This window comes from Mycobacterium sp. 155, assembly GCF_000373905.1.
In the GTDB taxonomy this organism is placed as follows: domain Bacteria; phylum Actinomycetota; class Actinomycetes; order Mycobacteriales; family Mycobacteriaceae; genus Mycobacterium.
Genome location: NZ_KB892705.1, coordinates 1705226 through 1725550, shown reverse-complemented (window position 1 = coordinate 1725550; position 20325 = coordinate 1705226). Strand labels below are relative to the sequence as shown.

The window sequence follows — 20325 nt, the reverse complement described above, 5'->3', positions numbered from 1 at the left end:
TTCGTCCCACTCACGATCAACGAGGAGACCCGTGGCCCGTACGCCGCTCATCGCCGGCAACTGGAAGATGAACCTCAATCACTTTGAGGCCATCGCCCTGGTGCAGAAGATCGCATTCGCCTTGCCGGATAAGTACTTTGACAAAGTCGACGTCACCGTCATCCCGCCGTTCACCGATCTGCGCAGTGTGCAGACGCTCGTCGACGGGGACAAACTGCGGCTGACGTACGGCGCGCAGGACCTGTCGCAGCACGATTCCGGTGCCTACACCGGCGATATCAGCGGCGCGTTCCTGGCCAAGCTGGGCTGCAGCTACGTCGTGGTGGGGCACTCGGAGCGGCGGACGTATCACCACGAGGATGATGCGCTGGTGGCCGCCAAGACCGCCGCGGCGTTGAAGCACGGCGTCACCCCGATCGTCTGCATCGGTGAGCAGCTCGAGGTGCGTGAGGCCGGCGACCACGTCGAGTTCAACGTGAACTCGCTGCGCGGCTCCCTGGCCGGGCTGTCGAAGGAGCAGGTCGGCCAGGTCGTTATTGCCTACGAGCCCGTGTGGGCCATCGGCACCGGCCGGGTGGCCAGTGCAGCCGACGCGCAGGAGGTCTGCAAGGCCATCCGCGACGAACTTGGCAACCTATCGTCGCCCGAGCTCGCCGCGGACATCCGGGTGCTCTACGGCGGCTCGGTCAACGCCAAGAACGCCGGTGAGATCGTTGCTCAGCCCGATATCGACGGTGCCCTGGTCGGTGGAGCGTCGCTGGACGGCGAGCAGTTCGCCACGCTGTCGGCCATCGCCGCAGGTGGGCCGCTGCCGTAACCCCGGGGTCGGGACCGGCAGCCTGACCAGGTATTCTGGCGGCCATGCAATTGGCGCTGCAGATCATCCTGGTCGTGACCAGTGTGCTGGTCGTGCTGTTGGTCCTGCTGCACCGTGCCAAGGGCGGCGGTCTGTCGACCCTCTTCGGTGGTGGCGTCCAGTCCAGCTTGTCCGGTTCCACAGTGGTCGAGAAGAACCTCGACCGGCTGACGCTGTTCGTCACCGGCATCTGGCTGGTGTCCATCATCGGCGTCGCACTGGAGATCAAGTACAGCTGACATAGGACGTCGTGCTCTGGCGGTAGGGTACTGCCGCCTACGACACCGTAGGCGGCGCCCACCCGGCATGCGCCACGTTCCGAACCACGTCGATACTGGAACCCATGACGGATGCTTCCGATACCACCCTGTTGCCCATCGGCTCGGTGTACCGCACCCAGGTAGGTCGGGAGGCCACTGAGCCGATGCGTGAGGACATCAGGCTGCTCGGCTCCATCCTCGGTGACACTGTGCGCGAACAGAACGGCGAGGCGGTGTTCGACCTCGTAGAGCGGGCGCGGGTGGAATCGTTCCGGGTCCGCCGCTCCGAGATCGACCGCGCCGAGTTGGCCGGGCTGTTCGCCGGAATCGATGTCCACCAGGCCATCCCGGTGATCCGGGCGTTCACCCATTTCGCGTTGCTGGCTAACGTGGCGGAGGACATCCACCGGGAGCGGCGCCGCGCGGTGCATGTGGCGGCCGGGGAACCGCCGCAGGACAGCAGCCTGGCTGCCACTTACCTCAAGCTGGATTCCGCTGAACTCGACTCCGCTGCTGTCGCCGATGCGCTTACCGGCGCGCTGGTCTCACCGGTCATCACCGCACATCCCACCGAAACCCGGCGCCGGACCGTCTTCGACACCCAGCACCGGATCACTGAGCTGATGCGGCTGAGGCTGCACGGCCACACTCACACCGCCGACGACCGCGACATCGAGGTCGAATTGCGGCGGCACATCCTCACGCTGTGGCAGACCGCCCTGGTGCGGTTGTCACGGCTGAAGATCTCCGACGAGATCGAAACCGGCCTGCGCTACTACCCGTCGGCCTTCTTTGAGGTCATACCCCAGGTCAACGCTCAGGTAAGAGCCGCGTTGCAGGCTCGTTGGCCCGATGCCGGGTTGTTGCAGGATCCGATCCTGCGGCCCGGGTCGTGGATCGGCGGTGACCGCGACGGCAACCCCAACGTGACACCAGAGGTTGTCCGGATGGCCACCGGCCGCGCCGCCCACATGGCGCTGGCACGCTACTTCACCGAGCTCACCGCGCTGGAGGAAGAGCTGTCGATGTCGGCGCGGCTGGTCCGTGTCAGCCCCGCGCTGACAGCCCTCGCCGATACCTGCACCGAACCGGCCCGCGCGGACGAACCGTACCGCCGGGCGCTGCGGGTGATCCATGCGCGGCTCACCGCGACGGCCGCTGCGATCCTCGACGAGCAGCCCGAACACATGCTCGACCTGGGGCTGACCGCGTATGCGTCGCCGGCAGAGTTGCTCACCGACCTCGATACCGTCGACGCCTCTCTGCGCGGGCACGGCAGCGCGGTAGTGGCCGACGATCGGCTGGCCCGGTTGCGGGAATCCGTGCGGGTCTTCGGCTTCCATCTGTGCGGCCTGGACATGCGGCAGAACTCGGAGGTGCACGAGGAGGTCGTCGCCGAGCTGCTGGCCTGGGCCGGAGTGCACCCTGACTATGCCTCGTTGCCTGAACCGCAGCGGATCGAACTGCTGACCGCTGAGCTGGCCACCAGGCGGCCGCTCATCGGAGAGGGCGCACAGCTCTCGGAGCTGGCGCACAAGGAACTCGGCATTGTCGCCGCCGCGGCGCGTGCGGTCAAGGTGCTCGGGCCGCAGGCGGTACCCAACTACATCATCTCGATGTGTCAGTCGGTCTCCGATCTGCTGGAGGCCTCGGTGCTCCTGAAAGAGGCTGGGCTGCTGGATGTTTCGACCGGTTACTGCCCGGTGGGCATCGTGCCGCTGTTCGAGACCATCGACGACCTGCAGCGCGGGTCGGCCATCCTGGAGGACGCCCTGGACCTGCCGGTGTACGGCGAGATCGTCACCGCACGCGGCCGGCAGCAGGAAGTGATGCTCGGCTACTCGGACTCCAACAAGGACGGCGGCTATCTGGCGGCCAACTGGGCGTTGTACCGGGCTGAGCTGGATCTGGTCGAATCGGCGCGTAAAACCGGAATCCGGTTGAGGCTCTTCCATGGTCGCGGCGGCACCGTCGGCCGCGGTGGGGGTCCCAGCTATGACGCCATCCTGGCGCAGCCGCCCGGTGCGGTGAAGGGGTCGCTGCGCATCACCGAGCAGGGTGAGGTGATCGCGGCCAAGTATGCCGAACCCCGGATCGCACACCGCAATCTCGAGACCCTGCTGGCCGCGACCCTGGAATCCACGCTGCTCGACGTCGAAGGGCTCGGCGACGAGGCCGGCCCGGCATACGCGGTACTGGACGATCTCGCTGCCCGTGCTCAACGTGCGTATGCCGAATTGGTGCACGACACACCGGGTTTCGTCGACTATTTCAAAGCATCCACACCGGTGAGCGAGATCGGCGCGCTCAATATCGGTAGCCGCCCCACCTCCCGCAAGCCGACCACCTCGATCGCCGATCTGCGCGCCATCCCGTGGGTGCTGGCCTGGAGCCAGTCGCGGGTCATGCTGCCCGGCTGGTACGGGACCGGGACGGCGTTCGAGGAATACTTGTCGGCGGAAGGTCCGGAAAACGAGGATGCTCGGCTGGCGGTACTGCAGGACCTCTACGAACGTTGGCCGTTCTTCGCGACCGTGCTGTCGAACATGGCTCAGGTGCTCGCGAAGTCGGATATGGGTTTGGCGGCGCGGTATTCAGAGCTGGTCGACGATGAGGACCTGCGAGCTCGGGTATTCGACAAGATCGTCGCCGAACACGAGCGCACCATCCGCATGCACCGGTTGATCACGGGTCAGAACGATCTACTGGCCGACAACCCGGCCCTGGCCCGGTCGGTATTCAACCGATTCCCGTATCTCGAGCCGCTCAACCATCTGCAGGTCGAGCTGTTGCGGCGCTACCGTTCCGGGGACACCGATGAGCGGGTCCAGCGTGGCATCCTGCTCACGATGAGTGGGTTGGCCACCGCGTTGCGGAACAGCGGTTGATCCCGTTGCCGCGACGGCCGGCAACGGAACCGAACCGGATGCTCGTGCGTCTGAACCGGTGTGGCGAAATACTGTTCGTACCGCTGGCAATTGAGGTGTGAGCGCACCCCCGAGCCGGTTCTGTCCGACTACCTGGCGGGGTACGGCGAGGCGCTGGCCGACGCGCAGGGCGACCGGTGCCCCGGGCACACTGCCGAGGAAGCGTGAACGGTCAGGCCGTGAAGCTAGTCACGGACCAGTACGTGACGCCCGGCCTGGATCATGTCCTCACGCGGAACCACCTTGACGCGCTCGCGGCCCTGCACCTCGCCCAGCGAGACCTCGTGCGCATCAAGGCGTTCCCACTCTTCCCAGGTGGTGTAGTCGACGTCCTTGGCGGACAGGTGCGTGAATATCGCGTCGGGATCGGTGATCTCGGGCATACGCAGCCCGGGCAGGTCGCTGAGCAGGCTGTTGACGGTTTCGGCGGCATCGGACTTCGTGTGTCCGATGAGCCCGACGGGACCCCGCTTGATCCAGCCGGTCACGTAGGTCGCATCGATGAGCGTGCCGTCGATGTCGAGCACGCGGCCGGCGTCGTGCGGGATGACTCCGGCGTGATGATCGAACGGTAGGTCCGCCAGATGCGTGGAGAGATAGCCCACCGCGCGATACACGGCCTCGACCGGCCAATCGGTGAATTCGCCGGTGCCGCGTACGGTTCCGTCCCCGATCAGCTCGGTGCGTTCGGTGCGCAGTCCCTCGACCCGATCTGTGCCCAGCACCGCGACCGGCGCCTGGCACAGGTGGATGTGAATGCGGTTCGCCGCACCGGTGGATTCGCGCTCCAGATACTTCATCATGGTGTCGACGACGAGTTTGGTCGACTTGGTGCTGTTGATGGCCTGCTGGCTGGCCTCGTCGATCTCGAAACCCTCCGGATGCACGATGACATCGACGTTCGGCGAGTGCGACAGCTCACGAAATTCCATGGGGCTGAACTTGATCTGCGCCGGTCCCCGGCGGGCGAACACGTGCACATCGGTCGCCTCGTTGGCCGCCAGGCCCTGGTACACGTTGCCGGCGATCTCGGTCGTGAGTTGTTCGTCGGCGGGCTTCGCGAGCATGCGGGCGATGTCCAGGGCGACGTTGCCCGCGCCGAGCACCGCGACATTTTTCGCGGTGAGCGGCCAACTCCGTGGCACGTCAGGATGTCCGTCGTACCAGGACACGAAGTCGGCCGCGCCGTAGCTTCCGGGGAGTTCGATACCGGGGATGTCGAGGCTACGATCCGCGCGCGCACCGGTAGAGAAGATCACCGCATCGTAGTGACGGCGCAGTTCGGGCAGCGTGACATCGGTGCCGTAGTGCACGTTGCCGATGAATCTGATCTCGTCCCGCGAGAGCACCCGGCGCAGTGCTTTGATGATCTCCTTGATACGCGGATGGTCAGGAGCGACCCCGTACCGGACAAGACCGTAAGGTGCTGGGAGACGGTCGAATACGTCGACACGTGCGTGTTCGTATTCCTTGGTCAGGATGTCTGCGGCATAGATTCCTGCCGGGCCTGCACCGATTACCGCTATCTGGATCGTCCTCATAACCGCCTCACGTATTAGGTAAGGCAAGCCTAAATTACTACCAGGTGTACCTGGCAAGTTTTACGGGGGAGATCCGCGTCACAGAACTCAGGCAGGCAGCTTGGCGGCGGCCTGCCTGTCGAGCAGCCACACCGTCCGCTTCCGGCCGATTGCGCCCGCCGCGGGCACGTCGACCGGATCGGCTCCGCCCACCGCGGCGGCCACCGCGTCAGCCTTCTCCGCGCCGGCCACCACGAGCCATGTCTCGCGGGCCCGGTGCACGGCGGGCAGGGTAAGGGTGATGCGCCGGGGCGGCGGCTTGGGCGAGTCGGTCACGGCGACGACCAGCCGGGTGGCCTCCCGTACGGCCGGGGTGTCCGGGAACAACGAGTTGACGTGTCCCTCGCCGCCCATCCCCAGCAGATGCACGTCGAATTCCGGGGGCAGCGCCTTCTCGTATGCCGCTGCGGCGCTGTCGATGTCGTCACCGAACTCGCCGTCGCTGGCGGCCATGTGATGCACGTTACCCGCGGGGATGTTGATGGACTCCAACAGCGCCTCGCGGGCCTGCTTTTCGTTGCGGTCGGCGGAGTCGGCGGGCACGAAGCGATCGTCGCCCCAGAACAGGTGAACCTTCGACCAGTCGATCTCAGCACCGGCGACATGGCGCAGTAGCGCAATGCCGACGGTGCCGCCGGTGAGCACGATGGCCGCCTCGCCGCGGCTCGCGATCGCTGACGTGATCGCCCCGACCAGTCGAGCGCCCGCCGCGGCCGCCAACTCGTCGGCGTCGACGTACGTCTCGATCACCTGCTCAGACATACGTGACCTTGTCGATGCCCTGCAGCGCTTCGAAATAGATCTCGTCGGCGTCGAGCCGTCGCATATCCTCTGCCAGGCAATCGCGAGTTTCCCTGCGGGCCAGCGGAATTCGGGCATCCGGCTCTCCGGTGCGGGTCAACGTGGCGGTGACTCCCTGCTGCGGCCGAGTCAGTGTGATCGTCTCACTGGCCCGGGTCAGCTGAACCTTCAGCTCGCCCACGGCGCGAGTCACCGGACAATCGATGCGACTGGCCAGCCATCCGGCCATGATGTCAAGCGCCGGTTCGTCTTTCAGGCCGGACACCAAAACGGAGGTGATCGGCTCGAAGGGTGCCTGGTCCAGCGTCGCGGCCAACAGGGCCCGCCAGTAGGTCACCCGGCTCCACGCCAGATCGGTGTCGCCGGGGGAGTAGCCGGCCAGCCTGCTCTTGATGGAGGCCAATGGATTCTCGCCGTTGGTGGCATCGGTGATGCGGCGGACGGCCAACTTGCCCAGCGGATCCTGTGCGGGAACCTCCGGGGCGCGGTCCGGCCACCACGTCACCACCGGGGTGTCGGGTAGCAGGAACGGGATCACCACACTGCTGGCATGGTTGGCCAGCGGCCCGGACAACCGCAGCACCACCACCTCGTTGGCGCCGGCGTCGCGGCCCACCCGTAGCTGGGCATCCAGCCGGGCTTCGGTGGTCAGCCGGTCGCCGGGGAGGACGACGATGACTCGGCAGGGGTGCTCCCGGCTGGCCGCGTTGGCCGCCTCGATCGATTCCTCAAGCAGCGCTTCGGTATCGGGTGCGATGACCAGTGTCAGCACCCGGCCGAGGGTGATCGCGCCACCCTCTTCGCGCAACGCGACGATCTTCTTGTTGATCGCACCGGTATTAGTGTCGGGTAGATCGACGATCATTTGAGTCCTCGGTTCCTCACGCGAGCCCTTCTCACGGGCGCCTCCATTCCCGACCGGTTCGCTGCAGCATCTCGAACGCAGAATCCGGGCCCCAGGTACCGGCTTCGTAGGGGTCCGGCTTGCCGTGGGAGGCCCAGTAGTCGAGAGCGGGATCCAGGATCTTCCAAGACAATTCGACCTCGGCATTGACTGGGAACAGCGACGGCTCACCCAGCAGCACATCAAGGATCAGCCGCTCATAGGCCTCCGGCGACTCCTCGGCGAATGCCGACCCGTAGGAGAAGTCCATGCTGACATCACGGACCTCCATGATGTGGCCGGGAACCTTCGACCCGAACCGCAGCGTGATGCCCTCGTCAGGTTGCACCCGGATCACCAGCGCGTTCTCGCCGAGCTCATTGGTCATGGTGGCATCGAACGGCAGGTGCGGGGCCCGCTTGAACACCAGTGCAATCTCGGTGACCCTGCGGCCCAACCGCTTTCCGGTGCGCAGATAGAACGGCACACCGGCCCAGCGGCGGGTATCCACCTCCAGCGTGATGGCTGCGAACGTCTCGGTCGTCGACGTCTTGGAGAAGCCCTCCTCGTCCAACAGACCGACGACCTTCTCGCCGCCCTGCCAGCCGGCGACATACTGCCCGCGGGAGGTCGTCTCGTCCAACGGCTCCACCAGCCGCGTCGCCGCGAGCACCTTGATCTTCTCGGACTGCAGCTCGGCGGGGGAGAAGTTCACCGGCTCCTCCAACGCCGTGAGCGCCAACAGCTGCAGCAGGTGGTTCTGGATGACGTCGCGGGCGGCGCCGACACCGTCGTAGTAGCCGCCACGCCCGCCGAGCCCGATGTCCTCGGCCATGGTGATCTGCACGCTGTCCACATAGTGCGAGTTCCACACTGGTTCGAACAGCTCGTTGGCGAAGCGCAGAGCCAGGATGTTCTGAACGGTTTCCTTACCGAGGTAGTGGTCGATACGGAACACCGACGACTCCGGGAAGACGCTGTTGACCACGCCGTTGAGTTCCTCGGCGCTCTTGAGGTCATGGCCGAATGGCTTTTCGATGACCACCCGGCTCCAGCTGCCCTCCGGTTTGTCGGCCAGCCCAGACTTGGAGAGTTGTTCGCAGACCTGCGGGAACGCGTTCGGCGGGATCGACAGGTAGAACGCATGATTACCGCTGGTGCCGCGTTCCACGTCGAGCTTGTGCAGGGTGTCCTTCAGGCGCTCGAAAGACGCCTCGTCGTCGAACGTGCCCTGCACGAACCGGAAACCCTCGGCCAGCCGGTCCCACACCTCTTGACGGAACGGGGTGCGGGCGTGCGCCTTGACGGCGTCGTAAACGATCTTGCCGAAATCCTCGTCCGCCCAGTCGCGCCGGGCGAACCCGACCAGCGCGAAACTGGGTGGCAGAAGACCGCGGTTGGCCAGGTCGTAGATCGCCGGCATCAGCTTCTTACGGGCCAGGTCGCCAGTGACGCCGAAGATGACGACCGCACACGGACCCGCGATGCGGGGCATGCGCTTGTCACGCTTGTCCCGCAACGGGTTACGCCAGATCATCGGTGTTTCCGTAGCGCTCATTTCTTCGCAGCGTCAAGCTGGCCCTGGGTTGCATCGATCAGTTCCTGCCATGACTTCTCGAACTTGTCCAGGCCGTCGGCCTCGAGAAGCTTGAACACGTCGGCCAGATCGATGCCGACCGCGGCGAGCTTGTCGAAGGTCTCCTGCGAGGCCGCGGCCGTGCCGGAGATGGTGTCACCGGTGACGACACCGTGATCGGCGACGGCCTCGATGGTCTTCTCCGGCATGGTGTTCACGGTGTTCGGGGCCACCAGCTCGGTCACGTACAGCGTGTCCGAGTAGTCCGGGTTCTTCACGCCCGTCGAGGCCCACAGCGGCCGCTGTACCCGTGCGCCGTCAGCCTTCAGCGACGCGTAACGCTTACCGCCGAACACCTCCTCGTAGGCGGCGTAGGCCAGGCGAGCGTTGGCGACACCGGCCTGCCCACGCAGCGCCAGCGCCTCTGCGGAACCGATCTTCTCCAGCCGGGCATCGATCTCGGTGTCCACGCGGGACACGAAGAACGATGCGACGGAATGGATCTTGGAGAGGTCGTGACCGGCTTCGCGAGCCTTCTCCAGACCCTCCAGGTAGGCGTCCATGACGGCCCGGTGCCGCTCCACCGAGAAGATCAGCGTGACGTTCACCGAGATGCCCTCGGCGATCACCGCGGCGATGGCGGGCAGGCCGGCCAGCGTCGCGGGGATCTTGATCAGCACGTTGGGCCGGTCGACGATCTTGAACAGCTCGATCGCCTGCAGGATCGTCTTGTCGGTTTCGTGGGCCAGCCGCGGGTCGACCTCGATGGACACCCGGCCGTCCACTCCGTCGGACGCCTCGAACGTCTTGGCCATCACGTCGCACGCGTTGCGTACGTCGTCGGTCGTGACGGTGCGGATCGTGGCGTCCACGTCGGCGCCCCGCTGGGCGAGCTCGGAGACCTGAGCGTCGTAGGCCGTGCCCTTGGACAGCGCAGCCTGGAAGATCGACGGGTTCGTGGTGACGCCGACGACGCTGCGGGTGTTGATCAGGTCAGTGAGGTTGCCTGATTGCAGCCGCTCACGCGACAGGTCGTCGAGCCAAACGGACACGCCCGCGGCACTCAGCGCCGCGAGATTCGGGTTCTGAGTCATGATTCGCCTTCTTTACTAGTTGTTCAGGGATCGTTCCGCTGCGGCCACCACGGCTTCGGGGGTGAATCCGAACTCGCGGAACAACGTCTTGTCGTCAGCCGATGCGCCGTAGTGCTCGATGGACACGATCTCACCGGTGTCGCCGACCAGCTTGTGCCACGGCTGAGCGATACCGGCCTCGACCGCGACCCTCGCCGACACGCTGGGTGGCAGTACCGAGTCGCGGTACTCCTGCGGCTGGCTCTCGAACCACTCCACACACGGCATCGACACCACGCTGGCCGTAACACCCTTGTCGGCCAACGACTTCTGGGCCGCGACCGCCAGCTGCAGTTCCGAGCCGGTGGCAATAATGACCACCTCGGGGTCCTCGTCGGAGGCGCCGCCGAGCACGTAACCGCCGCGGGCCACGCCCTCAGCGCTGGTGCCCTCCAGCACCGGCACACCCTGCCGGGTCAGGATCAACCCCACGGGTCCGGTGTTGGCCCCGCGCTCCAGCACGGCCTTCCATGCGTAGGCGGTCTCGTTCGGGTCACCCGGGCGCACCACCGACAGGTTCGGGATGGCCCGCAGCGCCGCCACGTGCTCGATCGGCTGATGGGTCGGGCCGTCCTCGCCCAGCCCGATCGAATCGTGCGTCCACACGTAGATCGGGTCGATGTCCATCAGAGCGGCCAACCGCACCGAGGGGCGCATGTAATCGGCGAACTGCAGGAATGTACCGCCGTAGGCCCGGGTCGGGCCGTGCAGCACGATGCCGGCCAGGATGGCGCCCATCCCATGCTCGCGGATGCCGAAGTGCAAGTTGCGGCCGTACCAGCTCATGGTCCAGTCATGGGTCGACTGCGACGGCGGGCCGAACGACATGGCGCCCTTGATGATGGTGTTGTTGCTGCCGGCAAGGTCGGCCGAACCGCCCCACAGCTCGGGCAGCTTCGGCCCGACGGCGGACAGCACCGCACCGGAGGCGGCGCGAGTGGCCACCGGCTTGGAGTCGGTGTCCCAGTGCGGCAGGTCGGCGTCCCAGCCCTCGGGCAGCTCACGGGCCAACAGGCGGTCCAGCAGCGCCTTGCGCTCCGGCTCCCGCTTGGCCCAGGCGTCGAAGGAGACCTGCCACTCGTCGTGCGCCTGTTTGCCGCGGGCCACGAGTTCGCGAGTGTGGTCGATGACATCGGCACGCACATCGAAGGACTTGTCGGGATCGAAACCGAGGACCTTCTTGGTCGCCGCGACCTCGTCGGCGCCCAGCGCCGCACCGTGCACGTCGCCGGTGTTCATCTTGGTGGGCGACGGGTAGCCGATGACGGTGCGCACCGCGATGAACGACGGCTTGTCCGTGACCTTCTTGGCTTCGGCGATGGCCACTTCGATGGCTACGACGTCCTCGCCGCCCTCGACCTCCTGGACATGCCAGCCGTAGGCGCGGTAGCGGGCCGGGGTGTCCTCGGTCAGGGCGATCTGGGTGTCGTGCTCGATGGAGATCTTGTTGTCGTCCCAGAACACGATCAGGTTGCCCAGCTGCTGCGTGCCGGCCAGCGACGACGCCTCGCTGGTGACGCCCTCCTCGATGTCACCGTCGGAGGCGATCACATAGATGTAATGGTCGAACGGGCTCTCACCGGGGGCAGCGTCCGGGTCGAACAGGCCGCGCTCGTAGCGGGCGGCCATCGCCATCCCGACCGCGGAGGCCAGGCCCTGGCCCAGCGGGCCGGTGGTGATCTCGACACCCTTGGTGTGGCGGTACTCGGGATGTCCCGGGGTCAGCGAACCCCAGGTGCGCAGTGCCTCGATGTCGGCCAGTTCCAGGCCGAAACCGCCGAGGTACAGCTGGAGGTACAAGGTCAGGCTGGAGTGCCCACAGGACAGCACGAATCGGTCGCGACCGATCCAATGGGTGTCGCTGGGATCGTGGCGCATCTGGCGCTGGAACAGCGTGTACGCCAGGGGAGCCAGACTCATGGCGGTACCCGGGTGGCCGTTGCCCACCTTCTGCACCGCGTCGGCGGCCAGCACGCGGACGGTGTCGACGGCGACCGAATCGAGGTCCGTCCAGTCGTTGGGGTGGTTCGGGCGGGTGAGGGCGGAGATCTCTTCGACGGTGGTCACTACGTCGCTCCTAAGTTCTGAATCGATTATGCCGAGCCGTGCGCGGTCGAGCGCACGGCTTCCGTGAGACACCTTAGCGTGAGTCCACGTGATGGACTGAGATAGCCCAGATTCGGTCGTGCCGGATCTTGATTTTCACTTTGTAGGCGTGATGGGACCGCTGCTTTGGGCAGCCTTTCCGGTTTGTTCGGGATGGGCCTCGCGGTGGATTGTGAGGCGTCCGCCAATTCAGGTTGGTGGCGCCGGTGATGGCTCATCGGACATCGACTCGAGTTGGGAGCATGGCCGAACGTGAACTCGCGCAACGAGGTTCAGACTGGCCGGAAGTGCTTTGTCTCGAACCGGGCCACTGTTGCCTCAGGAGAACCAATCATCCCAGTTCAGGCGGCGCGACGCCCCTCGTGTCCGCCGAAATCGATCGGTGGATCGAGGCTTGGTGCCGCGAGCTCATCCGATGCAGGCTGGTTGGGCTGCGATCACCCGGCCGTTCACCTGAATCGACCCTGCGGTGACGGGCACTCAGCCTCGCGGTCTACCATCGTCCGTAGTAGAAGTCGCTTGCTGTCACCCGAGGAGTTATTTGCGTGAGCATTCGCGAGCGCCGTTCCCTCGGTGGGGCGCCGAGCCGCATACGCACCACTTTTCTGGCGTATCTGGCACTCACCAAGCCGCGTGTCATCGAACTGCTGCTGGTGACGGCTATCCCCGCGATGCTGTTCGCGCATCGCGGTGTCGTTGACCCGCTGCTGATCCTGAACACGCTGATCGGCGGCATGATGGCCGCCGCAGGCGCCAACACGCTCAACTGCGTGGCCGACGCCGACATCGACAAGGTGATGAAGCGCACCGCCCGCCGGCCGTTGGCCCGGGCGTCGGTGCCCACCCGCCATGCGCTGATCTTCGGCTTGGTGCTCACGGTGGCGTCGTTCGCCTGGCTGTGGTGGACCACCAACCTGCTGTCGGGGCTGCTGGGCCTGGCGACGATCGCGTTCTACGTCTTCGTCTACACCCTTCTGCTCAAGCGGCGCACCTCGCAGAACGTGGTGTGGGGTGGTGCGGCCGGATGCATGCCGGTGATGATCGGGTGGTCGGCGGTCACCGGAACCATCCAGTGGCCCGCGTTGGTGATGTTCCTGGTCATTTTCTTCTGGACGCCGCCGCACACCTGGGCACTAGCGATGCGCTACAAGGACGATTACAAGGCGGCCGGGGTGCCGATGCTGCCGGCAGTGGCCACCGAGTTGCAGGTGACCAGGCAGATCGTCATCTACACCTGGCTCACCGTGTTGACAACGCTCGTGCTGGCGCTGGCCACCGGCTGGCTGTACGCGTCGGTCGCGGTGCTTGCCGGCGCGTGGTTCCTGGTGATGGCTCATCAGCTGTACTCCGGAGTGAAGCGCGGCGAGCCCGTCAAGCCGCTGCGGCTGTTCCTGCAGTCCAACAACTACCTCGCGGTAGTGTTCTGCGCACTGGCCGTGGACTCGGCGCTCGCGTTGCCGACACTGTTCTGATCCGGCAATCCCTGGAGCCGAGAACCCCGAGCGTATTCGGTTAGGGCACCAGGACGATCGAGCCGACGGTCTTACGACCCTGCAGGTCCGTGTGCGCCTGGGCGGCTTCGGCCAGCGGGTAGCGGCCACCGACGGTGATATTGATGGTCCCGTTGGCGATCGCGTTGATCAGTTCTCCGGCCCGCCACGAGAATTCGTCGGGCGTACGGGTGTAGTGCGCCAGTGTCGGCCGGGTGAGGAACACCGATCCCGACGAGTTGAGGCGCTGCGGGTCAACCGGTGGAACCGGGCCGCTGGCCGCACCGAACAGAGCAAGCGTGCCGCGCACCGCCAGGCTGGCCAGGCTCGCGTCGAATGTGGACTTACCGACGCCGTCGTAGACCGCGGCGACCCCAAGACCGCCGGTGAGGTCGCGGATCTTCTCGGCGAATTCTGCCGGGTCATCGGGGTAGTCGAGCACCTCGACAGCACCGGCCTGCCGGGACAATTGGGCCTTTTCCGGCGTCGACGCCGTGGTGATCACCCGGGTGCCGATGCTGGTGGCCCACTGCGTGAGGATCAGCCCGACGCCGCCGGCACCCGCGTGCAGCAGGACGGTATCCGACGGCTGCACCGGATAGGTCGACTTGATGAGGTAGTGCGCGGTCATACCCTTGAGCAATGCGGAAGCCACCGCGTCCGGAGCCACGCTGTCCGGCACGTAGGCACTGAAATCTGCCGGGGCAACGCAGTACTCGGCATAGGCGCCGGTGGCGTTGGCGGTCACCACCCGGTCGCCTACGGCAAGCGCCGCGACATCGTCACCGATTGCGGCGACCGTGCCACACACCTCGGTGCCGACGACGAACGGCAACTCGCGCGGATAGAGGCCGGACCGGAAGTAGGTGTCGATGAAGTTGACGCCGATCGCCTCAGCCTTGATCAGTATCTCGCCGGGGCCAGGGGTGGGCTCGGACAGTTCGATGAACTTGAGGACCTCGGGTCCACCGGTCTCGGAGACTTCGATCGCGCGCATGCAGACCATCCTGCCAAGTGCCGGCAGTTCCCGTGCTCCGCGACGCGCAGCCAGGGCCCGTGACACCCTTGGAAGTGGCCCGCCGATCGGTACCGACCATGGAGGATTGTGTGAAGCTCGCCCGTCCGGACATCTTCCACCCGCGCATCGTGTTCGCCAGTTGCCCGGCACTGCCCGACGGCGACGGTGACGACGACGGTCTCATCGCGGCGTTGCGCACACGAGGCCTGCATGCACGGTGGCTGCCCTGGGACGACCCCGCGACCCGGGATGCGGATCTGGTGGTGCTCCGGGCAACCTGGGACTACGTCGACCGGCTCGGTGAGTTCCTGGCGTGGACCCGTTCGGTGCGTAACCTCATCAATTCGCCCAGTCTGGTGGCGTGGAACACCGACAAGCATTATTTGATCGACCTGGCGGAGATGGGGGTACCGGTGATTCCCACGCGGTATTTCCCGGTCGGCCATACAGTCACCGTTCCAGCGGGCGAGGTGGTGGTGAAACCCGCGGTCGGTGCGGGTTCGCGAGGCGCGCAACGGTTCATCGATGCCACGGCCGCCGCGGCTCATGCCGCCGCCCTACACGCGCACGGGCGGGCTGTTCTGGTGCAGCCCTATGACGCCAGGATCGCGGCAGGCGAGTCGGCCCTGGTGTTCCTCAACGGCGAGGAATCCCACGCGTTCACCAAGGGCCCGATACTCCCGCCGGCCGGTAGCGAGCCGGAGTTCGAGGAGACCGGAACCTTCGCGACCGAATCTCTGTCCCCGGCCGAACCCGAGGACGACGTTTGGGAAGTCGGGCGGATGGCGATCGCGGCGGTGACGCGGATGTTCGACATCGACCCGGGCGACCTGCTCTATGCCCGGGTGGATGTGATCGGCGGGGCCGGGGCGAGCGCAGCGACGGGGAAAGGTCCCGACGATCCTCGACTGCTGGAACTCGAACTCGTCGAACCGTCCCTGGGTTTTCGGCAGCTAAGCCCCGTCAACCGAGCTAACGCCGAACGGCAATTTGCGCTCGGCATCGAATCGGCCTTGGAGCGGCTCGGGCTCGGCCCGCTCTCGCATCGACGCCCATAGCGCCGCGGTCGCGGCCGTGCACGCGGCCGCCCCGGCGACGTGCACAGCGACCAGCGCCGCAGGCACCCCCGTGTAGAACTGCACGATCCCCACCAGTCCCTGGCCGCACACCAGGATCAGCAGCACGCCCAACCGGATCATGACCGGCCGCGGCGCATGCACCGCGGTGAGCCCAAACCCCAGCCCGATGAGCAGCGACAGATACGCGACCAGCAGCGATGAATGCGCATGCACCAGGGTGGTGATCTCGACCTGCAGGCGCGGCACGACGCGGTCGAGGCTCTTGTCCCCGGCGTGCGGGCCTGCCCCGGTGACCAGGGTGCCCGTCACCAGGATCGCGGCCAGAATGACGGCGCTCAGTGCGGTCAGCTGCCGCAATGGCTTTGTCACCCGCTCGGTTGTAATTCCGTCGTCAGGCTGGCCGACCTTGACGTACAGAAGAACGGAGAGCCACACCATGGTCATCGAGGCCAGCAGGTGGATGGCCACGGTCCACCACAGCAGGCCGGTCCGGACGGTGATACCGCCGATGATGGCCTGCACCACCGTGGACGCGGGCATCAGCCAGGCGTAGATCAGGACCTCGCGGCGGCGGCGGGCCCGGGTGACTGCCAGCACGGCCGCCGCGGCGGTCAACACCACCAGGAAGGTGATCATCCGGTTGCCGAATTCGACGACCTGATGCACCACGGCGACCTCGGCATGGGGAACCGGGGTGAAACTTCCAGGGAAGCACTGCGGCCAGGTCGGGCACCCCAAGCCGGAAGCCGTCACCCGCACGATCGCGCCGGTCACCGCGATACCGCCCTGGGTCAGGATCACCAGGAACGCGATGATGCGCTGGGCCCGCAGGCTCGGTTCGGGCAGCAGATCGACCAGTCGCAGAAGAAGGCGTCCGACGGTCACGGGCTGATCGTAGATGAACCGAAACTACAGTTCGTAGTAGGGGCTGGTGCGCTCATCAGGTGAACCGGAACCAGCGCATCGCACACACCGCGGCAACAGCGCCCCACACCACCAGCACGATCACGCCGAACCAGTCCACCGACAGGGACATCGCTCGGGTCAGCGCTTCGGTCAGCGCACCCGACGGGGTGAGCCGGGCCGCCCACCGCAATGTCGAAGGCACCAGGCTGCCATCCAGCGTCAGCGCTCCGAAGCCGGCGAAGACGAACCACAGCAGATTCGCCAGCGCCAGCACGATCTCGGCCTTGAGCGTGCCGCCTAGCAGAAGCCCCAGCGCAGTGAAACTGGCCGTGCCGAGCGCGATGATCACCGCGCCCAGCGCCAGACCCGCGGGCGTCGGGCGCCATCCGAGCGCAAAACCGATGGCACCCAACAGGATGGCCTGCAGGAACACGACGGTGATCACGGCCAGCGCTTTGCCTGCGATGATGCCCCACACCGGTAGCGCGGTGGCGCCGAGCCGCTTGAGTGCGCCGTAGCGGCGATCGAACGCAACAGCGATGGCCTGCCCGGTGAAGGCCGTGGAGATCAGGGCCAACGCCATGATCGGCGGGGTGAACGTGGCGGCGCGATGCTCGCCGAACGACCCCAGCGGCAGCAGGGTCATCCCGATCAGCAGCGTGATCGGGATGAACATGGTGAGCAGCAACTGCTCGCCGTTGCGCAGCAACAGTTTGAGGTCGAGCTCGTACTGCGCGCCCAGCATCTTCTGCACACTGGCCGGTCGCGGGTCGGGGGAGAACGTCCCGGGCTCGAAGCGGTTGGCCGCCGTCATCTCGTTATCCGTCATATCGTTGGCTCCTCGCGCAAGCGCTCGTCCATATCGTTAGTTCCTCGCGCAAGCGCTCGTCCGTATCGTTAGTTCCTCGCGCAAGCGCTCGTCCGTATCGTTAGTTCCTCGCGCAAGCGCTCGTCCGTATCGTTAGTTCCTCGCGCAAGCGCTCGTCAGTATCGTTAGTTCCTCGCGCAAGCGCTCGTCAGCCCCGTAGCTCGCGTCCAGTCAAGTCCAGGAACACGTCCTCCAGGCTGCGTTGCTCCACCCGCATGTCGGTGGCCAGCACGTCCAGCCGCGCACACCAGGCCGTCACGGTGGCCAGCACCTGCGGATCGATGTGCCCCTCGACCAGATATTCACCCGGTGCGCTCTCCATGGCCTTGTAGTTCTCCGGTAGCGCCCCGACGAGCAGGGACAGGTCGAGCTTGGGGGGCGCGCTGAAACGGAGTTGGTTCTCTGCGCCACTGCGCATCAGTTCGGCGGGTGTGCCGGTGGCCACCACCACACCGTGGTCGATGATCACGATGTTGTCCGCGAGTTCCTCCGCCTCGGTCAGCTGATGCGTCGTGAGCACCACTGTCACACCGTCACGACGGAGGGCATCGATCAACTCCCACACCACGATTCGGGCGTGTGCGTCCATACCTGCGGTCGGCTCGTCGAGGAATACCAGTTCGGGACGGCCGACCACCGCGCACGCCAGGGCCAGCCGCTGCTGCTGCCCACCCGAGAGCCGGCGGTAGGTGGTGCGCGCGGATTCGGTCAGCCCGAGGGTGTCCATCAGCCAGGCGGGATCCAGCGGGTTGGCCGCATACGACGCCACCAGGTTGAGCATTTCACTGGCGCGCGCGGCCGGGTAACCACCGCCGCCCTGCAGCATCACGCCGATCCGCTCGCGCAGCCGGGCGTTGTCGGTGACGGGATCCAGCCCGAGGATCTCGACGGTGCCGCCGTCGGGCCGGATGAAGCCCTCACACATCTCGACGGTGGTGGTCTTGCCCGCGCCGTTGGGGCCGAGCAGGGCCAGTACCTGGGCCCGGTGGACCTGCAGGTCGAGGCCGGACACCGCCGTCGTCGAGCCGTACAGCTTGGTGACGCCGCGCAGGAGCACGGGTATTTCAGACGGGGAGCCCTCAGAGCCGGAACGCGAGTTCACGGGGACTCAGCGTAGGCGTCGGAGGTGGCGGCCGGTGCCGCTGGTGGCCCCGTGGCCGGCTCGGGCGACCCGCGCCACGGCAGCCTGCGCCACGTCAGCCCGATCAGGATCAGCACGATCACCGCGCTCGCAAGCGTCGCCATGACAATCTGGAACAGCGCAAACCGGTCGCCGTTGGCCGTGGGGCCGAAGATGCCCACGACGAGTGTCAGCACGATGGTGGCGCCGCGGAAGCCGGGGCGCGTGGCCCAGGCGGCGAGCGGAACGATCGCCCACAGCAGGTACCACGGCTGCACCACGGGGAACAGCAGGACGGTGGCGCCCAGGGCAACTCCGAGACCGCCGACCGGATGCAGGCGACCGCGCATCACCGCCAGCAGCAGCAAGGTGACGACGACGGCGATGATCGAGACGCCGATCGCGCGAGTCAGCGCCAGCACCGCCGTGGTGTGGTCGCCAAGACCAAGCAGGATGCCCACCTGCCCGGTGCCCAGCGCCAGCAGGGTCGGGGGCGACATCCAGCTGCGCACCACGTTCGCCGTGCCCAGGGTGAACAGCCAGCCGAAGCCCAGGCCGCTGGCCCATCCGATAAGGCCCATCACCACCAGAGACACCGAGCCCATGAAGAAGCTGGCGAGGAAGAATGCTTTCACAGTGCCGCCCCAACGCCACGCCAGCGCCATCGCAACGAACCCGAGTGCCAGCAGCGAGGGGAGTTTGACCTGCGAAGACATGGTGATCAGCACCGCGCCGAGGAGCAGCATCGCCATCGGTTGCCACCGGGCCCAGTCGGCGGCGGTGCGCGGCCAGGTGTGCGAGGGGACCAGTGGGCGGCTCGAATCGATGCCGCGCAGCGCGAACTCGGTGCCGGCGAGCATAAGGCCGAGCATCAGTGCCTCGTTGTGGATACCTGCGACGAGGTGCATGAACAGCAGCGGGTTACACGGGCCCAGCCACAGTGCGCTGACCTCGGCGACACCGCATCGGTGTGCGAGTCGGGGGGTGGCCCACACGATGAGGCCGACGCCGACCAGCACCACCAGCCGGTGGCACAACACGGCCGCGACGATGTTTTCTCCGGTCATTCCCGAGATGGTCTGTCCGATCCAGAGGAACAGCGGTCCGTAGGGCGCCGGGGTCTCTCGCCACAGACTGGGCACGGACAGCGTGAAGACGTGGTCGAGGCCCAGACCGGTGGCGGGGCCCACGCGGTAGGGATCGAGCCCGAGCAGCGCGATTTCGCTCTGGGCCAGGTAGGAGTAGACGTCCTTGCTGTACATCGGCGGCGCGATCAGCAGCGGCAGCATCCACAGCAACAGCGTGCGGTCGAGCTGGCTGCGTGACATGCGGCGCGGGCCGAGCGCGAACCGGCCCAGCATCAGCCAGGCCAGCGCCATCATGACCGCGCCGGTCGTGGTCATCGTCAGCGACACCGTCTGGATGCGGGACGGCAGATTGAGCAGCCGCACCCCGAACGTCGGATCCTGCACCACCGGACGGGCACCGGCGCCTAGCGCCCCGATGGCCATCAGGACGGTGCCGGTCGCGCCGAACAGCCTGGTCCGGCGCAGTGCGACGACCTCGGTGTCGTTGAGGGGCGAGCCGACCGCACGTTCGTCGCCGTGCCACCGGGCGATCGACGAGCTGACAGATGACAGGCGGCTGGCCATCAGAGCAGCGTAACCGCCAATGTTGAGTGGTCAGGGCAGGCAACGGACCGGGTAGGGGTGGCTCAGATCA

General features: G+C 66.4%; 17 protein-coding genes. 6 read left to right on the top strand and 11 right to left on the bottom strand.

Translation table 11 applies throughout. The features are described 5' to 3' along the window. The first annotated feature begins 31 nt into the window (after positions 1–31). The 4 genes from tpiA (at position 32) to B133_RS24610 (ending at position 4211) form a co-directional block, all read left to right on the top strand. Complete coding sequence (gene tpiA, locus B133_RS0108020; RefSeq protein WP_018600241.1) at positions 32–817, top strand: triose-phosphate isomerase; 786 nt, start codon at positions 32–34, stop codon at positions 815–817. 44 nt (positions 818–861) lie between these two features. Further along, positions 862–1095 carry a preprotein translocase subunit SecG gene (gene secG, locus B133_RS0108015; RefSeq protein ID WP_018600239.1) on the top strand — a complete coding sequence of 78 codons (234 nt, stop codon included), beginning with the start codon at positions 862–864 and terminating at the stop codon, positions 1093–1095. Positions 1096–1199: 104 nt separating this feature from the next. Further along, entirely contained in the window at positions 1200–4004 is a 2805-nt protein-coding gene (gene ppc, locus B133_RS0108010) for a phosphoenolpyruvate carboxylase (RefSeq protein ID WP_018600238.1), read from the top strand. Positions 4005–4064: 60 nt separating this feature from the next. After that, positions 4065–4211, top strand: a complete 147-nt coding sequence (locus B133_RS24610; RefSeq protein ID WP_018600237.1) for a hypothetical protein — start codon at positions 4065–4067, stop codon at positions 4209–4211. A 17-nt stretch (positions 4212–4228) separates the two neighbouring features. Here the strand turns inward: B133_RS24610 and B133_RS0108000 are convergent, their stop codons facing one another. The 6 genes from B133_RS0108000 to tkt form a co-directional block, all read right to left on the bottom strand. Beyond that, entirely contained in the window at positions 4229–5584 is a 1356-nt protein-coding gene (locus B133_RS0108000) for an FAD-dependent oxidoreductase (protein WP_018600236.1), read from the bottom strand. Positions 5585–5671: 87 nt separating this feature from the next. Next, positions 5672–6385 carry a 6-phosphogluconolactonase gene (gene pgl, locus B133_RS0107995; RefSeq protein WP_018600235.1) on the bottom strand — a complete coding sequence of 238 codons (714 nt, stop codon included), beginning with the start codon at positions 6383–6385 and terminating at the stop codon, positions 5672–5674. Next, entirely contained in the window at positions 6378–7289 is a 912-nt protein-coding gene (gene opcA / locus B133_RS0107990; RefSeq protein ID WP_018600234.1) for a glucose-6-phosphate dehydrogenase assembly protein OpcA, read from the bottom strand. Before opcA ends, pgl begins: the two co-directional genes overlap by 8 nt. Positions 7290–7320: 31 nt before the next feature. Next, positions 7321–8865: a glucose-6-phosphate dehydrogenase gene (gene zwf, locus B133_RS0107985; RefSeq protein ID WP_018600233.1), complete on the bottom strand. Its 1545-nt coding sequence runs from the start codon at positions 8863–8865 to the stop codon at positions 7321–7323. Next, complete coding sequence (tal, locus tag B133_RS0107980; protein ID WP_198291048.1) at positions 8862–9980, bottom strand: transaldolase; 1119 nt, start codon at positions 9978–9980, stop codon at positions 8862–8864. Before tal ends, zwf begins: the two co-directional genes overlap by 4 nt. 12 nt (positions 9981–9992) lie before the next feature. Further along, a complete protein-coding gene (gene tkt, locus B133_RS0107975) occupies positions 9993–12083 on the bottom strand; it encodes a transketolase (RefSeq protein ID WP_018600229.1) in 2091 nt (696 codons plus the stop codon). A 584-nt stretch (positions 12084–12667) separates the two neighbouring features. Between tkt and B133_RS0107970 the strand changes: the two genes are divergently transcribed. Continuing rightward, positions 12668–13594: a heme o synthase gene (locus B133_RS0107970; RefSeq protein WP_018600227.1), complete on the top strand. Its 927-nt coding sequence runs from the start codon at positions 12668–12670 to the stop codon at positions 13592–13594. Between the two features lie 40 nt (positions 13595–13634). Here B133_RS0107970 and B133_RS0107965 read toward each other — a convergent pair whose 3' ends face one another. Then, entirely contained in the window at positions 13635–14609 is a 975-nt protein-coding gene (locus tag B133_RS0107965) for a quinone oxidoreductase (RefSeq protein ID WP_018600226.1), read from the bottom strand. A gap of 110 nt (positions 14610–14719) precedes the next feature. Between B133_RS0107965 and B133_RS0107960 the strand changes: the two genes are divergently transcribed. Next, the gene (locus tag B133_RS0107960; RefSeq protein WP_157625987.1) at positions 14720–15688 is read left to right on the top strand and encodes a RimK family alpha-L-glutamate ligase; all 969 of its coding nucleotides are present in this window, start codon (positions 14720–14722) and stop codon (positions 15686–15688) included. On the opposite strand, the gene B133_RS0107955 is transcribed toward B133_RS0107960, so the two are convergent. The 4 genes from B133_RS0107955 to mptB all read right to left on the bottom strand — a co-directional run bounded on the left by B133_RS0107955 (position 15584) and on the right by mptB (position 20255). Further along, positions 15584–16594, bottom strand: coding sequence for a heme A synthase (locus tag B133_RS0107955; RefSeq protein WP_018600224.1), 1011 nt, complete (start codon positions 16592–16594; stop codon positions 15584–15586). The genes B133_RS0107960 and B133_RS0107955 overlap by 105 nt on opposite strands. 55 nt (positions 16595–16649) lie before the next feature. Further along, positions 16650–17429 (bottom strand): ABC transporter permease, encoded by a 780-nt coding sequence (locus B133_RS0107950; RefSeq protein ID WP_026256130.1) that lies wholly within the window; start codon positions 17427–17429, stop codon positions 16650–16652. A gap of 202 nt (positions 17430–17631) precedes the next feature. After that, entirely contained in the window at positions 17632–18585 is a 954-nt protein-coding gene (locus B133_RS0107945; RefSeq protein WP_081618201.1) for an ABC transporter ATP-binding protein, read from the bottom strand. After that, a complete protein-coding gene (mptB, locus tag B133_RS0107940) occupies positions 18582–20255 on the bottom strand; it encodes a polyprenol phosphomannose-dependent alpha 1,6 mannosyltransferase MptB (protein ID WP_018600221.1) in 1674 nt (557 codons plus the stop codon). Before mptB ends, B133_RS0107945 begins: the two co-directional genes overlap by 4 nt. Positions 20256–20325: the final 70 nt, after the last annotated feature.